This is a genomic window from Mycobacterium vicinigordonae (assembly GCF_013466425.1).
GTDB classification, from domain to species: Bacteria; Actinomycetota; Actinomycetes; order Mycobacteriales; family Mycobacteriaceae; genus Mycobacterium; species Mycobacterium vicinigordonae.
Window position 1 is genome coordinate 3,454,337 of the sequence record NZ_CP059165.1, and the last position, 24,506, is coordinate 3,478,842.

General features: G+C 63.1%; 27 protein-coding genes and 1 pseudogene. 9 read left to right on the forward strand and 19 right to left on the reverse strand.

Annotated features, from left to right (window positions below; all coding sequences use genetic code 11):
• Positions 1-132: 132 nt before the first annotated feature.
• The 7 genes from H0P51_RS15645 to H0P51_RS15675 all read right to left on the reverse strand — a co-directional run bounded on the left by H0P51_RS15645 (position 133) and on the right by H0P51_RS15675 (position 6,111).
• On the reverse strand, positions 133-684 hold the full coding sequence (locus H0P51_RS15645) for an FKBP-type peptidyl-prolyl cis-trans isomerase (protein WP_180913726.1): 552 nt from the start codon (positions 682-684) through the stop codon (positions 133-135).
• 61 nt (positions 685-745) lie between these two features.
• Positions 746-1,924 (reverse strand): serine hydrolase domain-containing protein, encoded by a 1,179-nt coding sequence (locus H0P51_RS15650; RefSeq protein WP_180913727.1) that lies wholly within the window; start codon positions 1,922-1,924, stop codon positions 746-748.
• 11 nt (positions 1,925-1,935) lie between these two features.
• A complete protein-coding gene (locus H0P51_RS15655; RefSeq protein WP_180913728.1) occupies positions 1,936-3,414 on the reverse strand; it encodes a biotin carboxylase in 1,479 nt (492 codons plus the stop codon).
• A 191-nt stretch (positions 3,415-3,605) separates the two neighbouring features.
• Complete coding sequence (locus H0P51_RS15660) at positions 3,606-4,466, reverse strand: LLM class F420-dependent oxidoreductase (RefSeq protein WP_180913729.1); 861 nt, start codon at positions 4,464-4,466, stop codon at positions 3,606-3,608.
• A gap of 19 nt (positions 4,467-4,485) precedes the next feature.
• Positions 4,486-4,917: a MarR family winged helix-turn-helix transcriptional regulator gene (locus H0P51_RS15665; RefSeq protein WP_180913730.1), complete on the reverse strand. Its 432-nt coding sequence runs from the start codon at positions 4,915-4,917 to the stop codon at positions 4,486-4,488.
• A 32-nt stretch (positions 4,918-4,949) separates the two neighbouring features.
• Positions 4,950-5,342 (reverse strand): hypothetical protein, encoded by a 393-nt coding sequence (locus H0P51_RS15670; RefSeq protein WP_180913731.1) that lies wholly within the window; start codon positions 5,340-5,342, stop codon positions 4,950-4,952.
• Between the two features lie 67 nt (positions 5,343-5,409).
• Positions 5,410-6,111 (reverse strand): hypothetical protein, encoded by a 702-nt coding sequence (locus H0P51_RS15675; RefSeq protein ID WP_180913732.1) that lies wholly within the window; start codon positions 6,109-6,111, stop codon positions 5,410-5,412.
• Positions 6,112-6,223: 112 nt separating this feature from the next.
• On the opposite strand from H0P51_RS15675, the gene H0P51_RS15680 reads away from it, so the two are divergent.
• The gene (locus H0P51_RS15680; protein WP_180913733.1) at positions 6,224-6,847 is read left to right on the forward strand and encodes a TetR/AcrR family transcriptional regulator; all 624 of its coding nucleotides are present in this window, start codon (positions 6,224-6,226) and stop codon (positions 6,845-6,847) included.
• Positions 6,848-7,114: 267 nt separating this feature from the next.
• Positions 7,115-7,420: pseudogene (locus tag H0P51_RS15685) on the forward strand (FHA domain-containing protein); the annotation flags it as partial.
• Positions 7,421-7,429: 9 nt separating this feature from the next.
• Here H0P51_RS15685 and H0P51_RS28250 read toward each other — a convergent pair.
• Together H0P51_RS28250 and H0P51_RS15695 are read right to left on the reverse strand one after the other, a co-directional pair.
• Positions 7,430-7,630: a hypothetical protein gene (locus tag H0P51_RS28250; RefSeq protein WP_213016696.1), complete on the reverse strand. Its 201-nt coding sequence runs from the start codon at positions 7,628-7,630 to the stop codon at positions 7,430-7,432.
• 62 nt (positions 7,631-7,692) lie between these two features.
• Positions 7,693-8,568, reverse strand: a complete 876-nt coding sequence (locus H0P51_RS15695; protein ID WP_180913735.1) for an alpha/beta fold hydrolase — start codon at positions 8,566-8,568, stop codon at positions 7,693-7,695.
• Positions 8,569-8,633: 65 nt separating this feature from the next.
• On the opposite strand from H0P51_RS15695, the gene H0P51_RS15700 reads away from it, so the two are divergent.
• Together H0P51_RS15700 and H0P51_RS15705 are read left to right on the forward strand one after the other, a co-directional pair.
• Positions 8,634-9,278, forward strand: coding sequence for a winged helix-turn-helix transcriptional regulator (locus tag H0P51_RS15700; protein ID WP_180913736.1), 645 nt, complete (start codon positions 8,634-8,636; stop codon positions 9,276-9,278).
• Between the two features lie 121 nt (positions 9,279-9,399).
• Positions 9,400-9,672, forward strand: a complete 273-nt coding sequence (locus H0P51_RS15705; protein ID WP_180913737.1) for a hypothetical protein — start codon at positions 9,400-9,402, stop codon at positions 9,670-9,672.
• Between the two features lie 57 nt (positions 9,673-9,729).
• On the opposite strand, the gene H0P51_RS15710 is transcribed toward H0P51_RS15705, so the two are convergent.
• Both H0P51_RS15710 and H0P51_RS15715 read right to left on the reverse strand, forming a co-directional pair.
• Complete coding sequence (locus H0P51_RS15710) at positions 9,730-10,734, reverse strand: cation diffusion facilitator family transporter (RefSeq protein ID WP_425489057.1); 1,005 nt, start codon at positions 10,732-10,734, stop codon at positions 9,730-9,732.
• Positions 10,735-11,125: 391 nt separating this feature from the next.
• Complete coding sequence (locus H0P51_RS15715) at positions 11,126-12,046, reverse strand: SDR family NAD(P)-dependent oxidoreductase (RefSeq protein WP_180913738.1); 921 nt, start codon at positions 12,044-12,046, stop codon at positions 11,126-11,128.
• A gap of 127 nt (positions 12,047-12,173) precedes the next feature.
• Between H0P51_RS15715 and H0P51_RS15720 the strand changes: the two genes are divergently transcribed.
• A complete protein-coding gene (locus H0P51_RS15720; protein WP_246398824.1) occupies positions 12,174-14,075 on the forward strand; it encodes an acyl-CoA synthetase in 1,902 nt (633 codons plus the stop codon).
• Between the two features lie 111 nt (positions 14,076-14,186).
• On the opposite strand, the gene H0P51_RS15725 is transcribed toward H0P51_RS15720, so the two are convergent.
• Genes H0P51_RS15725 through H0P51_RS15745 form a run of 5 tightly spaced genes read right to left on the reverse strand, consistent with a single transcriptional unit; the run spans position 14,187 to position 17,853 of the window.
• Positions 14,187-14,858, reverse strand: a complete 672-nt coding sequence (locus tag H0P51_RS15725) for a TetR/AcrR family transcriptional regulator (protein ID WP_180913740.1) — start codon at positions 14,856-14,858, stop codon at positions 14,187-14,189.
• A gap of 9 nt (positions 14,859-14,867) precedes the next feature.
• On the reverse strand, positions 14,868-15,815 hold the full coding sequence (locus tag H0P51_RS15730) for a fumarylacetoacetate hydrolase family protein (RefSeq protein WP_180913741.1): 948 nt from the start codon (positions 15,813-15,815) through the stop codon (positions 14,868-14,870).
• A gap of 21 nt (positions 15,816-15,836) precedes the next feature.
• The gene (locus tag H0P51_RS15735) at positions 15,837-16,502 is read right to left on the reverse strand and encodes a VOC family protein (protein ID WP_246397989.1); all 666 of its coding nucleotides are present in this window, start codon (positions 16,500-16,502) and stop codon (positions 15,837-15,839) included.
• Positions 16,499-16,996, reverse strand: a complete 498-nt coding sequence (locus H0P51_RS15740) for a hypothetical protein (RefSeq protein ID WP_180913742.1) — start codon at positions 16,994-16,996, stop codon at positions 16,499-16,501. The genes H0P51_RS15735 and H0P51_RS15740 overlap by 4 nt, the downstream gene beginning before the upstream one ends.
• Entirely contained in the window at positions 16,993-17,853 is an 861-nt protein-coding gene (locus H0P51_RS15745) for an SDR family NAD(P)-dependent oxidoreductase (protein WP_180913743.1), read from the reverse strand. Before H0P51_RS15745 ends, H0P51_RS15740 begins: the two co-directional genes overlap by 4 nt.
• 136 nt (positions 17,854-17,989) lie before the next feature.
• Here H0P51_RS15745 and H0P51_RS15750 point away from each other — a divergent pair, with 136 nt between their 5' ends.
• On the forward strand, positions 17,990-18,415 hold the full coding sequence (locus tag H0P51_RS15750; protein WP_180913744.1) for a hypothetical protein: 426 nt from the start codon (positions 17,990-17,992) through the stop codon (positions 18,413-18,415).
• Positions 18,416-18,663: 248 nt separating this feature from the next.
• Here H0P51_RS15750 and H0P51_RS15755 read toward each other — a convergent pair whose 3' ends face one another.
• Entirely contained in the window at positions 18,664-19,494 is an 831-nt protein-coding gene (locus tag H0P51_RS15755; protein WP_180913745.1) for an NAD(P)H-binding protein, read from the reverse strand.
• A 100-nt stretch (positions 19,495-19,594) separates the two neighbouring features.
• On the opposite strand from H0P51_RS15755, the gene H0P51_RS15760 reads away from it, so the two are divergent.
• Positions 19,595-19,993 (forward strand): winged helix-turn-helix transcriptional regulator, encoded by a 399-nt coding sequence (locus H0P51_RS15760; RefSeq protein ID WP_180913746.1) that lies wholly within the window; start codon positions 19,595-19,597, stop codon positions 19,991-19,993.
• A gap of 118 nt (positions 19,994-20,111) precedes the next feature.
• Here the strand turns inward: H0P51_RS15760 and H0P51_RS15765 are convergent, their stop codons facing one another.
• Positions 20,112-20,672 carry a TetR/AcrR family transcriptional regulator gene (locus tag H0P51_RS15765; RefSeq protein WP_213016697.1) on the reverse strand — a complete coding sequence of 187 codons (561 nt, stop codon included), beginning with the start codon at positions 20,670-20,672 and terminating at the stop codon, positions 20,112-20,114.
• 125 nt (positions 20,673-20,797) lie between these two features.
• Between H0P51_RS15765 and H0P51_RS15770 the strand changes: the two genes are divergently transcribed.
• Complete coding sequence (locus tag H0P51_RS15770; protein ID WP_246397991.1) at positions 20,798-21,769, forward strand: NADP-dependent oxidoreductase; 972 nt, start codon at positions 20,798-20,800, stop codon at positions 21,767-21,769.
• A 155-nt stretch (positions 21,770-21,924) separates the two neighbouring features.
• Here H0P51_RS15770 and H0P51_RS15775 read toward each other — a convergent pair whose 3' ends face one another.
• Entirely contained in the window at positions 21,925-23,004 is a 1,080-nt protein-coding gene (locus H0P51_RS15775; RefSeq protein WP_180913748.1) for a DUF190 domain-containing protein, read from the reverse strand.
• A 213-nt stretch (positions 23,005-23,217) separates the two neighbouring features.
• Here H0P51_RS15775 and eno point away from each other — a divergent pair, with 213 nt between their 5' ends.
• The gene (gene eno, locus H0P51_RS15780) at positions 23,218-24,504 is read left to right on the forward strand and encodes a phosphopyruvate hydratase (protein WP_180913749.1); all 1,287 of its coding nucleotides are present in this window, start codon (positions 23,218-23,220) and stop codon (positions 24,502-24,504) included.
• Positions 24,505-24,506: the final 2 nt, after the last annotated feature.

The following is a 24,506-nucleotide window of genomic DNA, read 5'->3' on the forward strand; positions in this document are numbered from 1 at the left end:
TCCTTCTGAGCAGACTCATGCGAATTTACGGCAAGCGCACCGGCAGGGATCGGCTGGCTGAGCAGCAAGGCGGATCCGGACGTGATCGTCGGCTGTGGTCTTCGCCGTTCGCGATGCTGAGGTTGCCGCGGTTCAGTTCGAGGCGTCGAGGATCTTGATCGCGAAGACCAGGGAGTCGCCTGGACGGATACCGGCGCTCGGCTGGCCCTCCGGGTAGCCGTCCGCCGGCGTCATTGCCACGGCAACGGTGGACCCGACCTTCTGCCCGGCGATGGCTTTCTGGAATCCCGGGACCACCCCGGTGAGCGGGAAGGCAACCGGAGCACCCCGTTCGTAGCTGCTGTCGAATACCGACCCATCGCGTCCGTTGACGCCCATGTAGCACACAGACACCCGGGCCGTGGCTGGGACGACGGGACCGTCACCAGCGTGCAGGGTCTGCACCTGGGTCTGGCTCACGCTGAACGGTCCGGTGACGGTTACCCGGGGAGCCGTCGTATCGGTGGATCCGGTGACCGCGACGCTGCCCGTAGTACCGGTCAGCGTCCAGTCAGGCGTCCCGCCGCTCGGCGCTGCCGCGGTGGGACATGTGGCAGCGGCGTTCGCCGGGCCGGGCGCGGCGAACGGCAGAACGATTGCCGCCGTCGCGAACGTGACTGCGGAACACACCCGGAAGGAATTCACGGCCGCAACGCTACAGCCAATCGCCGCGCCGCTTCCCGCGCCCCTGTGCCCGCATCTCGGCTCAACGGATGCCGGTGAACTCGCGCGCTACTGCGTCGAACGCGCGCAACGTGTCCGAGAGCGGGTGCGGGTCTTCGGATTGGGCTTGAGCGGACAGCTTCGCGGCGACCAGGTCGGCCGCACGATTGATGTAGATGAGCTGACCGCACATGCCCACGCATAACACCACGTTGTGGCCGGGGTAGGGAAACCACATCTGGTTGCGATACATCCCGCCGGGCATCTCAGTGTCGTCAGGACTGGCGGCGAACGCCTGACGCGAGTCGGGTCCACCGGCGAGGGTGTCGGCGATCCACTCCTCAGGGACCACCTGCTGATCGGTCAGCGAGACACCGTCGCATAAGAACAGCGACCCGAACCGGATCATGTCTGTCAAGCAGGCGCTGATGCCGCCGTCGAAGAATCCGGTACCCGCGGCGTCGACTCCAATGGTCGCGTCACACCGAGCACCGAGGCGGCTCCACAGCAGTTCCGACATCAGCTCGGGCATCCGCTGGGCGGCAGCGGCCTCGCAGATCCAGCCCAAGACGTCGGTTTCACACGAGCGGTATTCGAACGGGCCACCGTGCGCAGACTTTCGCCGCAAGGTCAGCAAGAAGTCGCGCAGCGTGGCCGGGACATTCGGGCCGCGTCGGGTCGCCCACCCCATCGCCTGATCGAGCAAGTGAATTTCTGCCGCGGGGTCTCGGTAATCCTCGGAGAAAGCGATGCCCGACCGCATGTCCAGCAGGTGGCGCACTGTCGCGCCGTCGTAGCCGCAGCCGCCCAACGCCGGAACGAAAGCGGTCACCGGCGCGTCAAGTTCTATCGCACCGACCCCGTGCAGTGCTCCGGCGACGGCCGCCACCAGGGATTTGCTTACCGAGAACAGCAGATGTCGCGTCTGGGACTCCATGCCGTTGAGGTATTCTTCTGCCACTAGCGATCCTCGATGGGCGACGGCCCACCCGTCGGTCACGGTGGCGGCCAGCACCGCGCCTACCGTGGTCCTCGCCCCGGCGGAATCGGTCAGCGAGATGTCAGCCAGCGCGGAAGGGGCGGTTGGCAGCGCTGCGACTCGCTCGGTCCCGCGGGAGATCACGGCGGTGGGGACAAAGTCGTCGACGTGCTGGAACGACCATTGCGCATAGGGCGCCGAAAGCCAATTGTCCAGGGAGATGCCAGCCGGAACGGGGCTCATTTAGTCGCTGCTCAGGCTCGTGCGACGAGCCGCGACACGATCGGTGCAGCCGGCGCCAGGGGAGTCGACGCGAACTTTGCCTTCATCCCCTTGACCCAGCGCCGACAACGATCGGTGAGCTGATAGTCGTCGGTCTGCAGGTGCCCTCGGGTAACGAGAACGCCAAGCTGGGCACCCTCTGTACGCAAATCGCCCGGCGCCGCGACACGCATGTAGAACGCCTCGGACCCGTCGAGCAGCGTGGCCCAGTCATTGGCGGTGCGCGCGAAGGAAACCCGGCCGTCGTCGTCGATGCGCCACACGCCGGTGCGTGGCGTCGCGGTGAAGATCTCTACGTCCGGCGAGGTTTCGGCAATTATCACCTGGCCCCATACCTCGTCCTCGCCGTAGCCGCGCTCCCAACGCGAGTTGATCTCGTCGATCTCAAGCTCGTACTCCACGTCCATGTACTCGAGCAGGTGAAACAGAAACAGCGGCATGTCGGCGTACGCCTCGGTCGTCAGGTTCGTCATCGGGCTGGCGCCGCTGATCCGCGGGTTCACCTCGCCTAGGTAAAGCTGGTCGGAATCCAAGTCGTGCAGAAGGTCCACCTCGAAGTACCCGCGGTAGCCCTCGCGGCTCAGGATGTCGCCCAGCTTGCCCACCATTTGCCGCGCGGCGCGCGTTTTGTCCGGGGGCAGCACGTCGCGCCAGATGTCGTTGCCACACCAGCTGCCCTTGAGGGGTGTCAGCTCCGTGTATCCGACAAGGCTGGTCATCGCCGGCCCGATCACCGTGCCGTGACGTGTCACGACGCCTTCGATGCATACCTCGACGTTGCGGATCCGCCTCATGACCTTGATTTCCTGCTGACTGGTGAGCGCGCTCGCCTGTCGATCCCAGTCGCCTTGACCGCGGACGAAGAAGGTGCCGCTGCCGGCGTTGCCGTAGGCGGCCTCGACGACGAGGTCTTCTCCCAGCTCGGCATTCTGCGCGAGCGCTAACAGGTCCTGGTAGGAACCGACCCGCCCGATGGCGTGCGGCACACTGGGCACACCCGCCTCGTCGGCCAGGCGCGTCATCACGATCTTGGAGCCCAAGCGGTGGCGCAGATCCGCCGGGGGATGCATGACCTCGAGGCCGGCCTGGCGCGCTAAGGCCTCGGTTTCCTCCTCCAGCATCACAAAGCAGGCCTTGCCGCCGGGCCCTCGGCTTGCGATGAACTCAAGCGTTTCCGAATCACGCAGCAGGTGGTTGCACACATCACCCATGGACCCGAAATCGATGCGGTCGCGCCGCCGCGGGACGAAGACGCGAGAGTGGTTGCCCTCGAACGATTCAAAGTAGGTCAGGTAGAAGAAGTTTCGTATCCAGCGGTCGATACCCAGCAGGTTGAACGGGGTGGGGGAGATGAAGTACAGCGGCACCTTATTGGTGTGAAAGAACGCGCGAGCGTCCGAGAGACCATTTAGCGGGCGCCGCGGGTCGGGCGCGACACTTTCCGCCTTCACGCCGGACCCGGTGACATCGACGACGGACGCGGGCTTGGCTCGGACCGGGACGCGGCCGTCATTGCGACGGCGTTGAGATCACCTATTTGCATTCGACAAGTGTGCGCCCCGGCCCGCGCCGTGTCGAAATGTGTGCTGGCTAGCTCACCGGCACGAGGCGACGGCGTACGCCTCCAGAAGCCACGGTGTGACTAACCGCTCTGCCGTGGAATCACCTCGTCGCACAGCCGCTTGACCCAGCCCGACGGATCGGGGTTGCCCGGCAACGGTGCGGTGTTGATCGTGTCGATACCCAGTGCCGCGTATCGGTCAAGCACCCGCAAGTATTCGTCGACATCTGCAAACGGATCGACGAAATACCCTGCGGTGAGCCTGATCTCGGAGAAATTGCGGCCGACCGTGTCGCAATGCCGGCGAAGCACGTCGAGCTTGCGCGGGAGTTCTTCCAGCGGGGAGGTGCCGTTCCAGACGTCGGCGTACTGGGCGACCAGGCGCAACGTTTTCTTCTCACCGCCCCCACCGATGAGGATGGGAGGACGACGGATGGGCTGTGGCTGGCAGATGGTTTCGGCGAGCCGATAGTGCTTGCCCTCGTAGGCCCCGTCGTTCTCGCTCCACATCTGTAGGCAGATCTGGAGTGTCTCTTCGAGCATCTCGAACCGGTCCTTGAGCGGCGGATACGGTATTCCCAGCGCATGGTGTTCGCGGTCATACCAGGCTGCTCCGATACCGAACATCGCACGGCCGCTGGACAATACGTCCAATGTGGTCACGGTCTTGGCTAGTACACCCGGGTAGCGGTACGTCACCCCGGTGACCAACATCGCCAGTGTGATGCTTTTGGTCAAGGCCGCGAGGTAGCCCATCGAGGTATACCCCTCCAGAAACGGGTCGTCGGCACGTCCGAGGTTCTCCATCTGAAAGAAGTGGTCGGCCAGTGTGAACATGTCCACGCCACCTTCCTCGGCTGCGGTCACCGCGGCAGCGAGCATTGGGCCCAACTTTTCGGGTGACCCGGGCAGGAAATCAATGTAGTGAACGCCGAATTTCATTGTTATTTAGAACCTCTCGCTATTCGGTGATTCGTTCCAACAGGGTCAACGCGTCGTTTATGGTGCGACGTTCGGCCTCGGTATATCGGTCCTGCATCGCCTTGGCCAGCCACTCCTCACGTGCCCGGCGGCGGTGCGCAGCCCGGGTCCGCCCCGATTCGGTCAACGTGATCACCTGGCGCCGGCCGTCCTCCGGGTCAGGTGAGCGTGCGAGATACCCAAGCCGATCAAGACCCGCCAGGGTCGCCGTCATCGACTGCGGGCGGACGCGTTCCGCACCGGCCAGTTCGCTGGTCGATGCCGGACCGTTCTTGTAGAGCCGGATAAGCACCGACGTTTGCGACGGTGTCAGGTCCGTTTCGGCGCCAACTTCCCGCAGTCGCGTACGCAACCTGCTGAACAGGACACGCAAGCTCGTAGCCGCGGCTTCGGCGGAAGCACTAATCGCCATATATACAGCATAGCCTACGCAGTTTGGGCTGTTTATTTTCCGGACGAAGCTTCTTTCACAGCCTCGACGAAGCCATCCGGGTCGACGAGGCTGAGATAGAGACACCGAACTTCGCCCCAGGTGGAACTGATCCGCTGCACGGACTTCGAGGTGACAGGGCGCGAGAACTTGAGTTCAACGAAGCCATCTCGAGACCCGTTGACCATCCACGCGTCCCCCATCGGATGGACACCCCACGCCAGTGGGCGCATGGATATCCGGCGGGCAGACCGAATATCCTTGAGCGGAACTTCAATTCGAAATATCCAACCGTGTTCGATCGTCAGCGTGACGTCGCCTACGCGGATTGTCGTCCGCTTGGGACCGGCGCCCAGGACCGCCGCGATGAAGCGATACCAGCGGTCGAATCGCATCGCGAAGTCCACCGACGCATTATCGCTGGAACTTGGCAGCACCCTGGACTCCCGGCCACCTCGGTTTAACCGGCAGAAGTTACCCGGAATCGATTGCAGTCACTTTGGACTTGGAAGTGATCGCCTGCGCAGTGTGACCGATCCAGCCAAAAAACAGCATTGGGATGCCCCAGACGACCAGAGATCCTTCGAGCGAGAGCGGACCTGCGGGTGCGATGAACGCGACGAGGAGTAGGACGTGTCCCACTGCGGCGAGGGCGGCCAGGTGTGCGGTCGAACGGGGGAGGACCCGGTGCCGGTAGACCGCGATCGCGAACGATCCCAATGCCACTACGGTGGGGATCCCCGACATCGCCAAGAGCCCGAAGGTGAGGTCGTAGAGCAGCGCCGACAACTCAGCACTGCGTGGTCGGTACAGCAAGATATCGAACGCGGTGAACCCGGCGAGGATGAGCGTGATGAGCCCGACGAGTCCGCCGCCGAACCCGGCCGCCAAAGGCGATCCGGCTGGAAGTCGGTTGCGCAGATATGTCGAAACCGCGGCGCCGAAGACGAACCAGCATGCGACGCCGACGGTATAGAGCACCTGGGTGACGACCAACCGGTCGTGGTGTGCGGACGCCCAGACTGCCAGGCTCGCACCCGACGCATGGGTCTGCGGCACCGACCAGATCGGATAGACGGGTATTGCGGCCGCTGGAACTGCAACTCCGAGCGTGCCGGCCCACTGCGCGGCGCGCTTTGAAGTCCTTTCCGCGCTTGCCTCGATCGTATTGCTCATGAGCTCTTGCCATTCCCGGAGTCTTACCAGTGGCCAATTTCCATCCACTGGTAAGACTGCACCATGGCGCCAAACTTATCAATGGTCAGATAGTCGGCTAGACTCCATCGTCATGCCGACCGACCCACCGAGGACCTACCACCACGGGCACCTCGAACGGGCAGGCATCGATGGGGCCGTGGAAGAAGTGGAGACCGTTGGAGTAGCGGCAGTAAGCATGCGGCGCATCGCGAGGAGGGCCGGTGTTTCGCACGCCGCGCTGGCATATAAGTTCGGCGATAAGGCGGGCATTTTCACGGCGGTGGCCACCGAGGGATTTCAGCTCGCCGCGCAGATGATCGGAGCCGCCGCCGACGGGCCCGACGGATTCGTCCGCGGCGGCCAGAGCTACATCGAGTTCGCGCTTACCCACCGCGGCCACTTCGAAGTGATGTTCCGGCCCAAGCTGTACCACGGCGACAACGAAGCTCTGGTGGCGGCGAGGACCGCCGCTTTCGAGGTGCTCTACGGCAGCGCCAGATTGAGTCTCGAGGCCTACCAACCAGGCGCGGTCAGCGAAGAGGACGTGCGAGGTTTGGTGTTGGCAGGCTGGTCTGCGTCCCATGGTTTCGCAACCCTCGCGCTGACCGCCAACCTGTCTGAGCATCTCGAGACCGATGCTGCGGCGCTCGCGGCCCACGTCGTGCGCGGGATCGTCATCATGGGCCAACTGGCCCAACAGGCGTCTGGTAATTAGGGCGCAGGGCCATGCGGTACAACGTATTCGCTCGCAACAAAGTGGGAGCCGACAGTCGTCAGCTCTTGTTTCAGTTCACCCGCCCGGCCGCGAAAGGCCTCGAACGCACGGCGCCAGCGGCGTTGCACCGCACGCTAAAGGGCGCTCGCGATATTCAGCGAGGCGGGCGAGAACGCTCCGACGCGATACGTCCGGAAACAGAGATCACCTGTCCCGATCAGGAGGTGAAAGGTGGCGCCACTGGACGCCGCGGACGAGGTGCCAAGCGGCACAGGAATACTCGTAGTCAAACGCGGACCCAACGCTGGCTCTCGATTCCTGCTCAACCAACCGGCGACCTCCGCCGGCAGTCATCCTGCCAGCGACATCTATCTCGACGACGAAACCGTGAGCCGTCACCACGCCGAATTTCATTGTGATGGCACCGAATTTCGCCTCGTTGATGTTGGCAGTCTCAACGGCACATACGTCAACGGTGAACTAGTCCAGACGACGCAGCTACACAACGGTGACGAGGTCGAGATCGGCAGGTTCCGACTCATGTTCCTACTGGCTCGATCAAGCCGCACTTAGCTATGCGGTTTAGTCGCCATCTGACTGCCGAATCGCCCGACAGTTGTCGTCGCGGGCGGCGGTTGGAATCGCCGACCGGGTAGCACAATGATGCCCGCGGCGGCTGCGGCCTAGGGCTCGGGTGTCGGCGTGGAGTTGGGTCGCCATGCTGGGCAGGGCGACGTTGACGATCGTGACGTCGAGGTTGATTGCAAGGACTGCGACGTACACCGCGCCCAGAATCCCGGCTTTGCCGCGCGTTGCGCTGTGCCGAACAGTCGGGTGGGCGCACATTATGACGACGGCCCATGCCAGTCGCGGATTGCCGCGGCGAATTGTTCGGGCGCATCGGAGGGGACGAAGTGACCAGCACCTTTGATAGTGACGGTCTGGTGATCGGCGAAAGTCTGCTCCCATCGTTGCAGTTCATCGTTGCCGAAAGCGAAGTCGGCGTCGCCCCAGATGATCAGCGTCGGCAACGCAGCGATGTCGGTTAACCCCTCCGCGACATCAGCGAGAAAGGCACGGCTGGCGGTGATTTCGCGGGGGAAGACGGCAGAGGCTTCTCGCCGTGCAGGGCTGTCGAGGGCCTTTTGGTAGTGGGCCATCTGCTTGGTGGTGGGCTTGGTCAGGCGGTGCCCGACGGGGATCATGACGTTGACGAAGAGGTTGAGCTGGCGAATCAGCAGCCGTCCGATTGGGCTGCCCATGACGTGGGACATGAGCTGCACGAGCGGGGCGCCGGCCGGCCATGCCCAGGTGTTGGTCAGTACCAACCGGTCAACGATATCGAGGCGTTGTTGCACCGCCGCCAACCCAATCGGGCCACCCCAGTCGTGCGCGACTAGCGTTACCCCGTTCAGGACCAGCGCGTCCACGAACCTGCCGATTACCTCCGCATGTTCGGCTGGCAGATACCGGTATCCAGGCGCTGCTACCGACAGCCCGAACCCCGGGTAATCAACTGCGATGCAACGGAATTCATTACGTAACGATGCGATGACGCTGCTGTAGTCGAACGACCAGGTCGGGTTGCCGTGGAGGAAGAGCAGCGTCGGGCCCGCGCCTTCATCCACGTAGTGGATGCTGTGCCCGTCGATGTCGACGAATCGGCTCTCGAATGGGAACAACTCGTCATCGACCCAGGCGGGCCTTTGTGCCAGTGTCATCTTCACCTCCTTGACGTGTAAACTGATATAAGCAAGTGTGCTTTAAATTAGCAAGTGGATGTGGGATGAGTCGAGACTACGGTCAGTACTGCGGACTTGCCCGAGCCCTGGATGTGGTGGGCGACCGGTGGAATCTGTTGATTGTCCGCGAGCTATTGATGGCGCCTGCGCGGTTCGGGGCGCTGCGGGACGGGTTGCCGGGCATTGCGACGAATCTGCTGACGGATCGGCTCCGAGACCTGGAAGCTGCTGGTGTGATCGAGCGGCGCTTGTCCGACGACGCGAACGCGATCACCTACGCCCTTACCCCTTGGGGCGCCCAGCTGCGCGAGCCCATTAACTCGCTGATCCGCTGGTCGACGCCGCTGATGATCCGCGGACCCGAAGGCGATGGATTCCGTCCAGACGGACTCTTGGTGGCACTCCCCGCGCTCTTTTCCGGGCGTAAGCCCGTTGATCGTTCCGTAGCCGTGGGAGTCAAGGTGGACGGCGTCATGGTCCAACTGCGCGGCACAGAGAGTGGCATCGCCGTCGACCGCCCCGACGGACGTCAGCTTGACGCCGTGCTGACTGCCGAGGCACAGCTTGTGCTTGGACTCGCGGCGGGCTTGTTGTCACTTGACGACATCGCCGCAAGCGTCGACATCACCGGCGACCAATCCGCTCTGCGAAACTTTTTCGAGGCACCCAAGTCCGGCTTGCCCGGGTGAACTTGGCAACGACTGAGGTTGCAGGCGCTCAGCGATGCAGAATGCTATGGCATGGTCCGGTCGACGGCGCCCAATTGCAGTAGTCGCACCTGTGAACGAAAGTGCCTGGGAGCACCCAAAAATGGCCTACTGGTCGGCCATCGCCTTCACGGGCGTGCGGCTCGCGATGACTGACGCCAATCCAAACCTGTTCACCGCCAAGGCCGCCGGTTTTGCCGCCATGGCTGTGGTGTTGCTGGGCCTCGATTCGTCAGTACGGAATCGGCCCCGCGGCGCGACGTTGACTCATTCCCCGCGCGGGGGCAAAGCACACGCCGAGCAGGCTGCGGCGATGACGCGAGCCGGCTCGCACGAGTGCCGGGTTCGTGAGCTTCGACGAGATGCGCCGCATTGATGCGGCACTGCGCATCGTCCTCGATCTCTGAGTGGCATCGGCGGGAAATGGGTTGGATTACTGCAGCTTTAGCACTCGGCGGAGCCAACGCCGGCGTGTTTGGAGTGTGGTGGCCGTCAAATCTGACTGTGGGAAGAGTTCGGCGGGGTTGTCGTCGTCGGCGGGGTACGCGTGGATCATGGCGGTAGCCAATTTGGGTACCACGTGGACGAGATCGTGTTCGGCGCCATGGGCGATGTGGTGGGCCTCGGCGAGGCTGAGGGTGGGGTCGATGTCGAGTTCGGCGTCGGCGTGCAAGCAGTGGCCGATCCAGCGCATTCGCACGCTACGGACTGACCGCACTCCGGGGCGGGCGGCCAGCGCGGTTTCGGCGGTATCGATGAACTCGGGGTCGACGCCATCCATCAAGCGGCGGAACACATCTCGTGCCGCGGTGCGCAGCACCGTCAGGATGGCCACGGTGATCACCAGACCGAAGATGGGGTCGGCCAGTGGGAAGCCCAGGGCGATCCCACCGGCCCCGCCCAGCACGGCTAGGGAGGTAATCCCATCGGTGCGTGCGTGCAGCCCGTCGGCGACCAGGGCTGCCGAGCCGATGCGCCGGCCGACACGGATGCGGTAGAGCGCAACCCATTCGTTGCCGATGAACCCAAGTAGCCCAGCCAACGCGACCCAGCCGACGTGTTCGACGGGATGCGGGTTGATGAGGCGTTGAACGGCTTCGTAGCCGGCGATGATCGCCGAGAGTGCGATCATCGCGACGACGAACAGTCCGGCAAGGTCTTCAACCCGGCCGAAGCCGTAGGTGTAGCGGCGCGTAGCGGCCTTGGTGCTCAGCGCGAACGCGATCCACAGGGGTACCGCGGTCAGGGCGTCGGCGAAATTGTGGATCGTGTCAGCGGCCAGGGCGATCGATCCGGACAAGATCACGATGACGATCTGGGCGATCGCAGTGACACCCAGCACCACCAGGCTGATCTTGACCGCGCGGATACCGGCCGCGCTGGACTCCAACGCGTTGTCTAGGCCGGCGGCCGCGTCGTGGGAGTGCGGGGCGAAGATCTCCTTGATCACCCCGCGCAGGCCCTCGCGGTGGTCGTGGTCATGTCCGTGTACGCCATGGGCGTGTGCGTGTTCGCCGTAGAAGTGCCCATGTCCGGCGGGCGGATGGCCGTGGTCGTGACAGGCGGACGGCTTTGCGCCGGTGGTGTTTTCACCGCGGGACGCCGCGACGACCCGGCTGGCAGCGTCGTCGGCCGACCGGCCCGCACTTTTACTACCTGCGTTCATATGCAGATAGTAGGACACGGGGAGACGGGCCGCCATCCCGATGAACGTGACGTGGTTAGCCGACAGCACTAATGCGCTTTGCCGCCCGGCTCTCAACCGCCTCGGTTACGGCGATGGTCAGGGGTGTCCAGCTCGTCGTTGAACGCGACAATCATGGCCGGGCTTAGCCAAGCGGCGTTGGGGTTCGTAGACACCACGGACAATCGGGGCGGACCTCGGGGTGTTGTCGGCGATGTTGGTCGTCGGCGATCGCGTCGAACGCGCTGCGCATGGTAAGTGCTTTCTGGGCGATGCGGCGGTCCACGAATTGGGGTGCAAAGATGCGTAGTTTGCTGCCGATTTTCTGGACTGGTGGAGATTCGTCGACGTCGCGTCGTCGCTGCACGATGGCATCGATGCAACGGCGTGCAACGTGGCTAGCCGAGCGGCGGGGGATGTCGTGGCGCCGATAGACGGACAGGTCGACTTTGTACTGGTGACCGTCGGGACCCACGACGGTGCGTCCAGCGCCGTCGTCGCTGTACATGTCTCCGGGGTTGATGGTTAGCACGTCAACGCCGTGCGGCCGCAGCTCAAGACGCAATGCTTCGAAAAAGCCGTTCATTGCATGCTTGCTGGTGGTGTAGCCCAGGTAGCCGGCCATCGGTAGGTGGCCAGCTCCTGAGGTGACGTAGGCGATCAACCCTTTGCGCTCGATCAAGTCGCCGAGTGCATAGAACGTCGGCATGACCGCGCCGAACAGGTTGACCTGCACCGCCTCGCGTAGCGGAGCCAGGGTGAGGAGTTCGTCAAGCCTGCCGTACGTGGCCGATCCGGCATTCAAGATCAAAATGTCAACTGGCCCAACCTGTTTGCGAGTGACCTCGATGAGCTCGCGACAGCTTTCCTCCTCGCAGAGGTCGGTGGCGACGACGACAGCGCGGCCGCCTGATGCAGTAATGCTCGCCGCGACATCATCGAGGCGCTCTTTGGTGCGTGCGGCGAGCACGACCTGAGCACCCTCTTTAGCCAGCTCGATCGCTAGGTGCTGCCCGAGGCCCTGAGAGGCACCGGTGACCACAGCAACTTTGTCGCGCAATCTCATCCAAGGACACCCTTCGCTGACGGTCGACACAAATCCAATGTTGACTGATTATCAATCACCCTGCCACTCTAGGAAGCGCTTCACATTCCGTCAAGAACGAACCAGGGGACGATGATCAGTGACGACCGTGCGAGAGTGGCCGAAGTGCAGCACACATCACGACCTTTCACATATCGAGGCGACACCGCTGGCCGACAGAAACTTGCCCGCATCGACCTACGACGTCGTGACCGAGGCCGAAACCTGTTGGCCTGACCGGGTTGCCGTACACCTGCTGCCGTGTGCTCAACAGTGGGCCCACGCAGAATCCTGGACGTATTCTCAATTGGCTCAAACAGTGCGTCGCTGTGCCAACTTATTCACCGTTCTTGGGCTCTCTCGTCGTGATGCGGTCACGGTGATGTCGGGAAACACCGGCTTGGTCCTGGCAGCAACGCTGGGTGCACAGGCTGCCGCAATTGCGGCGCCGGTGAATCCGGCGTTGAGGGCCGAACGCATAGTCGCGCTGGTGCGCGCGGCGCGGTCGAAGGTGATTATCGCAGCGGGTCCCGAACTTGATGCAGCCGTGTGGAGCAAAGCTTGCCAGGTCGCGGCGGAGGTTGGGGTGCTGGCAATTTTTGCAGTGCGACCCGACGGCGCCCTCACGCACGCCGCTGAGCTTAAGCCATTGTCGGGCATCGTTGTCGGCTACCTGGACACCGCGCTGGCGAACCAGCGCGCCGACACCCTGCTGTGCGCTTCCCCCAGTGCTGAAGATCTGGCGAGTTATTTTCATACCGGCGGGACTACCGGTGCGCCCAAACTGGCTGCCCACACTCATGGCAATGAGGTTGTCATGGCGTGGTCGCTGGCCTTGGTGTCAACCCTGCCCGGGGGAAGCCCGATCCTGGCGGGGCTACCCCTGTTTCACGTTAATGCCGTGTTGGTCACGGGACTCGCGCCGCTGTTTCGGGGTCATCCCGTGGTCTGGTTAGGACCCGATGGGTATCGTGATCTCGCCATTTACCAACATATCTGGCGAATTATCCAACGCTACCAAGTCGCGGCGATGTCAGCGGTGCCGACTGTGTACGGGGTGCTGGCCGAGATCCCCATCGACGCCGACATTTCCACATTGCAGGTCGCCGCGGTAGGGGCAGCGCCGTTGCCGGACGCGGTTGCCGAGCGCTTTTCGAGTCGCACCGGCATCTACTTGAGCCAAGGCTATGGGCTCACAGAGGCGGCATGTGTGAGTGCCGCATCCCCATCCGGGGTTGCCCGTGCAGGATCGGTGGGACTGAGGCTGCCGTATCAACGCCTCGTGGCCGTCGACATCAGCGCGGGTGGCGAGATCACCGAGCTACCGACTGGTCAATGCGGGCAATTGATGATCCAGGGGCCGACGGTATTTCCCGGTTACGTCGGGCCGAACGGACGACTTGAGGGCGCTGACGCACTGCGCGGCGGCGGATTGCTCACTGGCGACTTAGGATACGTGGATGCAGACGGATATGTCTTCCTGGTCGGTCGCACCAAGGACATCATCATCCGCGGCGGCCACAACATCGACCCCGCAACCATTGAGGACGCAATGCGTGCTCACCCGGCTGTTTCGGATGCGGCCGCAGTCGGTCGTCCCGACCGCCATGCCGGTGAAGTGCCAGTCGCATATGTTGTGACGAGCACTACGGTCAGCGACGACGAACTGGTCAGGTGGGCGCAGAACACGATCAGCGAGTCGGCCGCAGTGCCGAAAGCGATTCATGTCGTCGATGCCATTCCTGTCACAGAGATCGGCAAGCCATTCAAGCCCGCCTTGCGTGCAGATGCCGCCCGCAGAGCAGTCGTGGAGGTGTTGGTTGCCGCCGGTATCCGCGGTGCTGCTACTCAGGTCACGGCCGAGCATGACAGTGGAGGCCAGCTCGTGGTCCGTGTGGAAGGCCTAGCACCTGCCGATGTTGTAGCCGTGCGTGATGAGTTGGCACGGCTGCCGCTGATCGTCACTTTCGGCACCAACCCCACACACGCCCCCAAACCTCGCTCTGGCTGATCTCGACCGCACCGAGCGTTTTGAAAGCACTTAAATGGCAAAGCAGTTGTCACTGCAGCAGCGACCGCTGATCCGATTTTCGTCCTACCAGGACCGCCCTGCAGCCTACTATTAGGATCTTTCAACCGCTTCAGCGGTGACGCGAAATGTTTTTAACACCTTGACTATTGGTGCAGGTAGGGTGATCGAGGGGTCGAGAATGCGGGCAGCCTGCAGTGTGGTTACCAGTGTGGCAGCAGCCAGCTCAACGAGGACCTCGCGGTCGACATCGCCGGTATTGATGCGGTCGATCATCATTTCGTCGAGGTAGCCGACCCAACCGTGCATGGCGGTGCGCAGGACCGGCGGGATGGGTTCTGTGATGCCGACGGCGAGCAGTATGCGTTGGGCCCCCAGCCATCGCAGTTTGTCGACGGTGTTCTGTTGGTCGGGGTCAGATCCCAATTGTCCGCGCACAAGTGCGACGAAGCTTTCGGCGTAGCTGTCGATGTAGGAGATGTGGCTGCGTAACGCGTGGCGGAGTTGATCGGTTAGGGAGGCGCCTTCGGGGGGAGGGGACAGTTGCACCGCGGCGATCTCGACTGCAATCTCGTTCATGACGGCCAGATATAGGCCGCGCTTGTTTTCGAAGTGGTGCGCGATTAGGCCATACGCTACGCCCGCCTTCTTGGCGATTTCGGAGGTGGTGACCTGATCGTAGGGCCGCTGGGCGAACAGCTTTCGCGCAGTGTCGATCAGTTGTTGTCGCCTGTCGGTGACTTCGGGGACGCGTCTGGCGCACATGGCGTCAGACTATCGGGCCGCAACCAGGGCCACGGACTGACGCGCCAGCACCTGCGCGCTGTAGGCACTTACTGGGTTGCACAGCTCGCCGAGTCCATCGATTTCGATACGCACCTGATCGCCTGGCTTTAGGAAGCGCCCCGTGGGCCATCCGGTCCCGCCGAAGGTGCCGCAGGCGATGACGTCACCGGGCCGCAGCACGCAGAATTGGCTGAGCCTACTGATGATTTCAGCGGGGGACAGGATGAGGTCAGCGATCCGACCCTGCTGAGTGAGGCGGCCGTTGAGGTAGGTGCGCAACTGCGCGGAGCTTTCGTCGAAGGCGTCCGGGGTGGTCAGCCAGGGTCCCAGCGGGCCGTGGGTGGGGTATCCCTTGGCCAGGGCCGCGGCAGTGGGATTGTCGGTCTGCCAATCGCGCACCGAGACGTCGTTGGCGATCAGGTACCCAGCGATGGCCCGGCGGGCCTCGGCGGCGCTAACATCGTGGATCGTGGCGCCGACGACGACGCCGAGTTCACCTTCCCAGTCGACCTGATCACCGCGCAGCGGCAAGACGACGGTGTCTGTCGGGCCGATGATCGATGAGGTGGCCTTGGCGAAGAAGAACGGGTGCCTGGGCCGTGGGTGGGCGAGCATGTACCCTGCGGCGATGCGGATCAAGTGCGGTTCTCGCAGCAGCCAGCGGATGTTGATGTCTTTGCGGTGCTCTCGCGAATTCATCCCGATCGCAAGGTATTTGGGCGGCGCTGGGATGGGTGCGTGCAAAGTCACCTCGTCCAGTGGATGGCGCGGCCCGAGAACTCGCAGTGCCGCCGCCCGAGTTTGCCAGTCCGGCAGGCTCAGCAGGTCCACCGCCGTGGCGGGCCCGTCCTTGGCTGCGGTGAGATCAACGACGATGCCGTCGTCATCGAGCAGTCCGACATGACCGCTGGCCGTGGTGGTAGAAAAGGTTGCCACTCGCATCGTTGTTCCTTCGTTTCAGAGGGTTTTCCAGCGCAGAGTGCGCAACCCGGAGCGCGGCTTGCGGCCCTCGGGCGGCGCGGATCCGCGTCGGCGCAGTTGGGAGAAAGGGACATCAGCGTGCACGAGGCGTTCGAGCACGTCGGGGTCGAACTCGACGCCGATCGGGTTCTCAGCGAACTCGCCGCCTACTAGCCAGTCCATCAATTCACGATTGGAGGCGAAGTTGTCCACCTGCAACTCGACCCGGTTGCCGTCGGGGTCCTCATAGTAGATCGATGTGGTCGGGCCGTGATTGATACACCACACCGGATAGATCCCGGCATCGGAAAGACGGCGGTAGGTGGTGACAAGGGTTTCTAGGTGGTCGAAGGTGAAGGCGACGTGGTCGAAACCCCAGAATTTGCGGTGTAGTTTCCAGAACATGCCCGGGATCTTTAGCAGTCGAGGAATTCTGATCAATGCCACGCGATGATGCTCGTGGTCATAGGTAATGAATGCGATCCGCTTGTCGGCGAACACGACCATACCGTCGAGCACCTGCGTGTACCAGTCGCTCATCTGTTGCAGCCGTGGGGTTTTGAACACCACGTGTGCTAACTTGGCTGGCGATCCCGGTCGGGGTAGGCGGTCAAGATCCTCGGGGCCGACCTTGAGCGCTGGATAGACAGGCCTCGTGTTCACCGCTCGGCCGCCTTCTTCGTGGACTGTGATGCCGCCGGCTGTCCGGGAGCCTCGCCGGTTGTCGCATACGAGATTCGTGGTTGCAGCGGCTGAAATCCCGGACCCTCGTTGTGTTCGAACTGATGCGCAAGAACGAAGCCGCCGATCGACAAAATGAGGTCGCTCAGGATCACCAGCGCGCTCAACGGTCCGCGGCGTTTCCCACGCAGCGTCGCGATCGTGCGGGTCGCGGCCATGAGAGCCCCACTGAGAGCCGTTGTCTTCAAGAAGGTGGCAGCCTGATGCCCACGTAGGACCCGAATGAGACCGTAGGCGAATCCCGCATTCACGGTGCCGGTTTCACGGCGAAACCACGGATCGGCGCGTAGACCTAGAGGTTCCTCAAGGGTCGTGGGCACATTCCAGTGCGCGATCAGTGCACCCACGACATGGGCAAGCCCTAGCCCCGCACCAAGGCGGATTTGGCTGTCGGTAAAGCGGAACGACTGGGTCATGGGGTCTTCCTTTTGTTGGTGAGCGTCCGCAGCTCGAGGGCACCGCGGGTGTTAACGCGGCGTCCTCCGATGCGGGCGATCAGTCGCCCTATAGCGGGGAATTCAAGTGGGGCAAGCGAATAGGACGGATAAACGATGCGTTGCTTCCCCCGCTTGAGACCCCGCACGATCGCGGCAGCGCTCGATTCCGCGGACACCGGGGGCAAGGTTTTGGGCGGGGACCCTTTCCAGGGCAATTCGTCGATGTCGCGCAGGGCGGTGTCGGTGGCGCCGGGGATAACTTCGACCACCCGGAGCGGCGTTTCGGCTAGCTCGAGCCGCAACGCCCTAGTCGCTTGCGCCAGCGCCGATTTCGACGAACCGTAATAGCCGCCTAATAATGGCAACGGGACAGACTGAATCGTTGAGGTGACATTGACGATGGTTCCGGAGCCGGACGCAAGCATGGTGGGGATCACCTCCTTGCTCAGCGCTAGAGGAGTCCAAAAGTTGATCTCATACAGTACTCGCGCGGTCGCGTCGTCGCCGAGGCGTGACTGCGCGCCAACCAGACTGCCGCCGGCATTGTTGATCAACATATCGATCTCGTCCCCGAACTGGTCGAGCGCGGCCGTCGCAAGCTTTGCCGCAGCCCCCGGCGCGCTCAAGTCGGTTGGAATCGCGTACGGGCGCATGTAGCCCGCGCTGGCGATCTCCTCGCCGAGGGCCTCGAGCAGATCCGCCCTTCGTGCGACTACCACCAGCTGGGCGCCCTGGGCGGCCAGGCGCACCGCCAGCTCCCGACCGATGCCGCTGGAGGCCCCGGTGAGCAGAACACGCGCACCGTCGAGCGTCACTCGACGAGCCCGGCGCGTCATGCGGAAACCTCCCGGAGTGGTGTTAACACGGTGAGCCCTTTCGCTAACTCCCCGGGTCTTCCCGGAGATTGACGTTCATGGTCGACGGGCTCTAGTGTGCATGAATGATTGATTATCAGTCAACTAGGAGGAATCGATGAATGCGACCCCTGTTGTGGCACCACCCTGGCGATCCGCGAGCTGGACGCACAAAGCGCTGGGCGCGGGCGCACTCGCGATGGCGGTCGGCGCCTTCACAGGCCACTTGGTGATCCCCGACCGTGTCGCCGACCACTACGGATGGACCCGTGACCGCTGGTATCAACGCGAGCTCGGAGCCTTCAACGCCGGGTTAGGGTACGGCGTAATCGCGTACGCCCGCGGACATTCCGACCAGGCTTTCGTGGGCTCCTGGGGGGTAGCGGCGCTGCTGTTGGCCTTGACCCGTGCCGCCGCCATCGGCCGCGGAGCACGTAGAGGACCGCGGAACGTCGCGATCGTGGTCGAGGATGCCGCCTTGGGCATCGGCGCACTTGCCCTGATACGACGCAACAGATCCAGATTCACTGAGGCCGGACATTGATCCGCGGCTGAAACAGGATGCCGTACCACGGGTATAACCCGTGAAGGGGGCAAAAATTGACACGTGCGCTTTCAAGGCGATTTCTTCGCCGACTGACCCTTCGCCGGCAATCCAAGTCCAGTAGTTCTCTTGAACTAGCAATGGCCCGCGACGCCACTGCGAAGCCCGTTGCACTGGGCGATGATCACCACCACCAGACCCGCGATCGTCGCTAGGTTAAGCGTTCCGGTGCGGCGTTCTTGTGTCGACTACTTGAACGCCGCCACATGACTCGAGGCCCACTCTCTGAACGACCGCGGGGGGCGGCCCAGGATGCGATCGACGTCGAGACTGACGTTTCGTTCGATGTCCGTCGGTGTGCTCAACGCGTCGAGTGTACGTTCGACTACAGTTTCTGGCATATATTGCAGCATTTGGGCTTTGGCTTCGGCACGACTCTGCTCGACAAAGCTCACCGGCTCACCCAGCACCGCGCCGATGGCCTCGGTCTGCTGACGCGGTGTTATCGGTGCAGGCCCGGTCAAGCGATATACCTGTCCTTGGTGACCATCTTCGCGCAACGTGACCGAGGCGACGGCGGCGATATCGCCGGGGTCGATGCTGGGCAATGCGACATCGCCAAACGGTGCAGCGACCAGTCGATGTGACCGGATGAGGCCGGCCCACCACAAAGCGTTGGTGTGAAATCCGCCCGGGCGCAGGACTGTCCATGACAGACTTGTTCGTTTTAGCGCCTGCTCCAAGCCGCTGGGATGTCGTCCCGCGGCCACTCCCAATGAAGACAGCAAGACCACCTGCCGCAGTCGACTGTGCTGTGCCACGTCCATCACTGCTGCGAAGGCCTCTTCACCGGCGGCATGGAAGTCGGCGGGAGTCACCATGAACAGAGCCCGCGCCCGTTGCAGTGCCGGCACTAAGCTCTGCGCGTCGAACAGGTCAGCCCGCTGGAACCGCATGCCGGTCGGCACGTCGGCCTCCGTGATGGTGCGGGAGACGGCTACGACCTCTTCGGCGCCAGCATGGAGCGCCTCGACGAGCGGCCTGCCGACATTGCCTGTTGCTCCTGTCACGACAATCATGTGCGCTCCCGATCTTGTATCCGTGTATCGACTCGGCAGCGACGTTACTATCGAAGAGATAGTAGATACCTAGGAGAAAGTAATCGATGGAGAGCACGTTGTGAGCGACGCCACAGAGAAGCTGTCAGTTCTAGCGGAGCCAGAACACGCCTGCCCCATCTCGCCGGTGGTCGACATCGTCTTCAGTCGATGGACCACTCCCATCCTGTGGGTTCTTCACCACGATGGACCACAACGATTCGGTGAACTCGAACGGCGTATCACCTCGATCACGCCCAAGGTCCTCACCGAGCGGCTTCGTCAACTGGAACGCGATGGTCTGGTATCGCGCACGTACCACGCGGAGATGCCTCCACGCGTCGTATACGAAATCACCGACCTGGGCCGCAGCCTGGCGCCGGTGTTCGCAGCGCTGGCAACCTGGTCGAACCACCTCGATCAAGTCGAACGGGCCCGACACCAGTTCGACGCCAACCGTAAATCACGTCGGCGCAAATGATTCCAGTTGGCTGAACATGTCGCGACACCGTTTGCCATGCGTGTCCGAGCGATGAGTTCGCGTGCGTGACAGGGTGCCGTGTGACCCACGAGCAGCAGTTACCCCCGCCCGCTGCGCGTTATGGTGTGAGGCCGTCGAACAGCAGTGTCAGCAACCGTTCGGTGCGGCCAGGGGGTGCGCTTTCGTTGATGCTCGCGATCGCGCCGGCAGCGGCTATCAGATCCGCACCGGTGATGTCCGCTCGCACGGAGCCGTCGCCTTGTGCACGCGCTGCCAGCCGCTCGGCGGCGGCCGACAAGCTGGTACACGCGTCATAGAGCGCTGATTGCGGGTCAGTCGATGCTGCGATCAGCGCCGCGGGCAGACCGGTGAAAATTGCGGCGCCACTGGTGAATTCGCGCAACCATTGCACCAATGCGTCTCTGGGTGAGTGCGAGTGTGAAAGCTGGTCTGAACGGATCACCAGCTGTCGCATTCCGTCGCTGAGTACCGCCTCCAGCAGCGCATCGCGGGTGGGGAAGTGCCGGTAGAGCGTGCCCAGGCCCACCCCGGCGCGCCGGGCGACCTCACGAAGTGAGGCCTGGGTGCCCTGCTCGCGCACCACGACCGCTGCCACCGACAGGATCTGCTGGTAGTTGCGCCGCGCGTCGCTTCGCTGGCCCTTGGTCCCCGTCGTCACCGGAGGTCTGCCTTGTGGGGTCATCGCGGCGCAACCGAGCGCAACATTGACATTCGGAGCACCGCTCCGCTTACTATGTGGAGCACCGCTTCATTTAAGCAGGAATCGACGACGAAGGAGCTCGTATGGAGACGATGATGGCGGCGCAAGCTCACCAACCGGGCGGTCCGGAAGTGCTGCAATGGGAGGCAGTTGATCGACCGGTTCCCACTGACGGGGAAGTACTGCTGCGAGTGCGCGCCGCAGGCGTGAACCCACCAGACTGGTACATGAGATCGGGATTCTCTGGGTTGCCCCGCGAGCTGACACCACCAATGACATTTCCGTTCATTCCAGGATGGGATGTCGCCGGCGAAGTGGTCGACACCGGGCCCGGCGTGACGGGCTGGCGACTCGGCGATCGGGCGTTCGGGCTCGTTGGCTTCCCGACCAGCAGCCGCGGCGGCGGCCAGACCTACGCGCAATTCGCTGTGGCCCCGGCCAACGAGCTGACACGTATACCTGCCGGCCTCGACGATACAGTCGCCGGCGGGCTGCCGATGGCCGCGTTGACGGCGTACCAGTTCGTCGTCGACCACGCCGGGCTTAGCGGGCGTGAGCGAGTGATGGTGGTCGGCGCTGCGGGCGGCGTCGGTCATCTGATCGTGCAATTGGCCAAGCTGCGCGGGGCTTTCGTGATCGCCGTGGCCTCCGGCCGGCATGCCTCCTTCCTGGCCGAGCTCGGCGCTGATGAGTTCATTGACTACACCCGCAGTACGGTGTCCGAACAGGTCCATGATGTGGATGTCGTGTTCGACACTGTCGGCGGTCCCGACGGGCATCGCCTGTTGCCGGCGCTGCGAGATGGAGGCGTCTTGTGTCCGGTATTTTTCGGCGACTACCATCCGCGCGAAGCAGCCCGCCGCGGCATTGAGCAACGGTTCGGCCAGGTGCGCAGTGATTCAGCGACGCTTGCTCATCTCGCTGAACTCGTCAGCACCCAGCAACTGCGCGTAGCCATCGATCACACCTACCCACTGGCAGATGCCGCCGAAGCCCACCGGCGGGCCGAGCAAGGACACCTGCAAGGCAAACTCGTCTTGACGGCCCACCAGTGAGTGGCGATCGAGCAATGCTGGAAGCGCACCAGCTCGATGAGCTCCCCAACGAGCTTGACGGCCTCGGGGCCGGCGGTCGATTCTCAACAGACTCTGCCGCCGGCAACAAGGGCGCGACGCAACGTACAGCAAAACCTTTAACTGCACGCACATGGCTAGTAACGGTGGCGGGCCATGGGTGGTACGCCACCGCGTTGGTCGCTGTCGGGCGGCACCACGGTGGGCACCATCTCGCTGGTCACTAGTCCCTGCTCGTGTGTCAGTTCATCGACCACGTCAAACGATTCGGCGATGTTGGATGGAGTGTCGATCACGAGGGTGACGACGGGTACGTGGCGTACTAGTGAGAAGAATTTGTCCCCGTGGGGTTCGTGATCGCCATGAAAGCCCCAGATTCCACGCAGGACCGTCGCTCCGTTGGAGGTCTTGCGCCGTCGAAGTTGCTGGATTAGCGCGCGATGGATTGGTGCGCCGCCGCGACGTGCTGCTTCGGAGGTGTAGATCATCAATTTTTGCCACAGCGGTAGGCCGTGTTCATCTGTACCCGGCAGGGCGTGTGGTCGTTCCAGTAATTCACCGTCGCGCTTGCATACGCGGACGCGCTCAATCGTGATCAAGGGTCGGCGCAGCAGCCCTCCGAGTTCGGGCAACACCCGACCGATCACAGCGCCCGAGCCGACGGCGATGATCATCATCGGAACGTCGGCGTTGCGGCCAATGAATTGGGCGCGTTGTCGGTCTCCGTGCGCAGTGCCGTCGACGCCGAGGAATACCGACGCTCCCGCAATTCGGCGGCGATACATCAGGTCGCAGATAGCGATGTAGGCGGGCATACCGTAAACACGTTCCTTGCGGCCGACGTAGATGGTCAGCTTGACGGCTTCGTGCAGCTCATCTGCTAGCTCTAAGGGCCCAACATCATCACGCAGGAGCCGGGCTCGCTCAAGGGTAACCAGGCCCCGTTGCTTGAGGGCCAGCACGGGGTCGAGCAGCGCTTCAATCCGAGTTCTGTTGTCCGCAGCGATAATTCCCACAGGCGGGTCTTCGGACAAGCTCAACGACTGGTCGGTTCTCAGGTAGTGGCGTGCCCCGAAGCCGCCGATGCCGCGCAACACGATGCTGGTCGCGATCGCACGCTGCTCAAACAGCTCGAGCAGCTTCTCAGCGAGAAAGCGGTCTCCGGTGCGGCGGCGCTCGTCAAAATAGGCGCTGAGCTTAAGAGCGTCCTCATCCATGGCTTCTCCTTACCGTTGCCGCACAAGGGGTTTCAGGATGACCGTTGCGTTTGGCTGCTCGTGAGGTCCGGGTGTGCTATAAATTGGCAACACACGATGGCGGTGGGGCTCGCCATAATCGCGCGTCGAGTATCGACGGCCAACGGTCCCTGCGGAACAGATCAATTCTCGGCCGGCTGGATGGGCGGTCGAATGTGACGCGGAGGAAGATTCGTGGCCGTTCAATTTTCGTCGATATCTGCGCTCGAAATCCTCGATTCGCGGGGGAGACCCACCCTCCGGGTAGCCGCGACGCTGCTCGATGGTCATCAAGTATGTTCGGGCGTACCGTCTGGAGCGTCGACCGGCAGCCGGGAGGCCGTTGAACTGCGTGACCATGACGAGCGCTACGCCGGTCTGGGCGTCCGCCAGGCGGTGGCAAATGTCAACGGGCCGATCGCGGAATTGTTGACCAGCCGCCCGTTTACCTCTTTGGAGGCGGTTGACCAGGCGCTGCAGGCGCTGGACGGCACACCCAACAAGGCTCGTTTGGGCGCCAATGCGATTGTCGGCGTCTCTATGGCAGCCGCCCGGGCATTCGCACACGCTGCAGGAAAGCCGCTGTGGCAGTGGCTGGCTCCTGTCGGTGTGTCTCCCCGGCTGCCGGTCCCGCACTTCAATGTCATCAATGGCGGTGCCCATGCGATCAATAACCTCGACTTTCAGGAATTCATGATCGCACCGATTGGGGCGCCCTCGTTTTCTGAAGCAATGCGCGCCGGTGCCGAAGTGTATCGCCAACTGCGTTCGACTTTGACCGATCGCGGCCTGGCTTCCGGACTCGGGGACGAGGGCGGCTTCGCGCCAGAGATCAGTTGTCCCGAAGATGTTTTGACGTTGCTGTCCCAGGCGATTGACGATGCCGGATACGTTGTAGGTCGAGGCGGCGTCGCGATAGCGCTGGATCCGGCCGCAAGCGCTTTTTATCGCGACGATCACTATCAGATCGACGGTCGATCGTTGTCCAGCGAGGAACTGGTCGACCGCTACTCCGCCATGGTGGATCGGTACCCGATATGGAGTATTGAAGACGGAATGGACGAGGGCGATCTCCGAGGATGGCGGAAATTGACAGATGCCCTGCGCGACAGAGTGCAGCTGGTTGGCGACGACAATTTGGTGACGAACCCCGATTTGATCGCGTTCGCTGTACGTGCGGGCATCGGCAACGCCGCGCTGATCAAGGTCAACCAGATCGGGACGGTGTCGGAAACCCTTGAGGCGCTTGCCCTGTGCCGGGAAGCAGGCTATGGCGCGATGATTTCTCACCGTTCGGGAGAAACCGGCGATCCGTTCATCGCCGACCTTGCGGTGGCGTCGGGGTGCGGTCAGATCAAGTCGGGTGCCCCGGCCCGCGGGGAACGTGTCGCGAAATACAACCGTCTTCTGGAGATCGAAGCAGCCGCCCCCGAGTTGCCGTTCGGGTTGGCCCCCGTTCATCGCCCGACTCTGCGTGATTGACC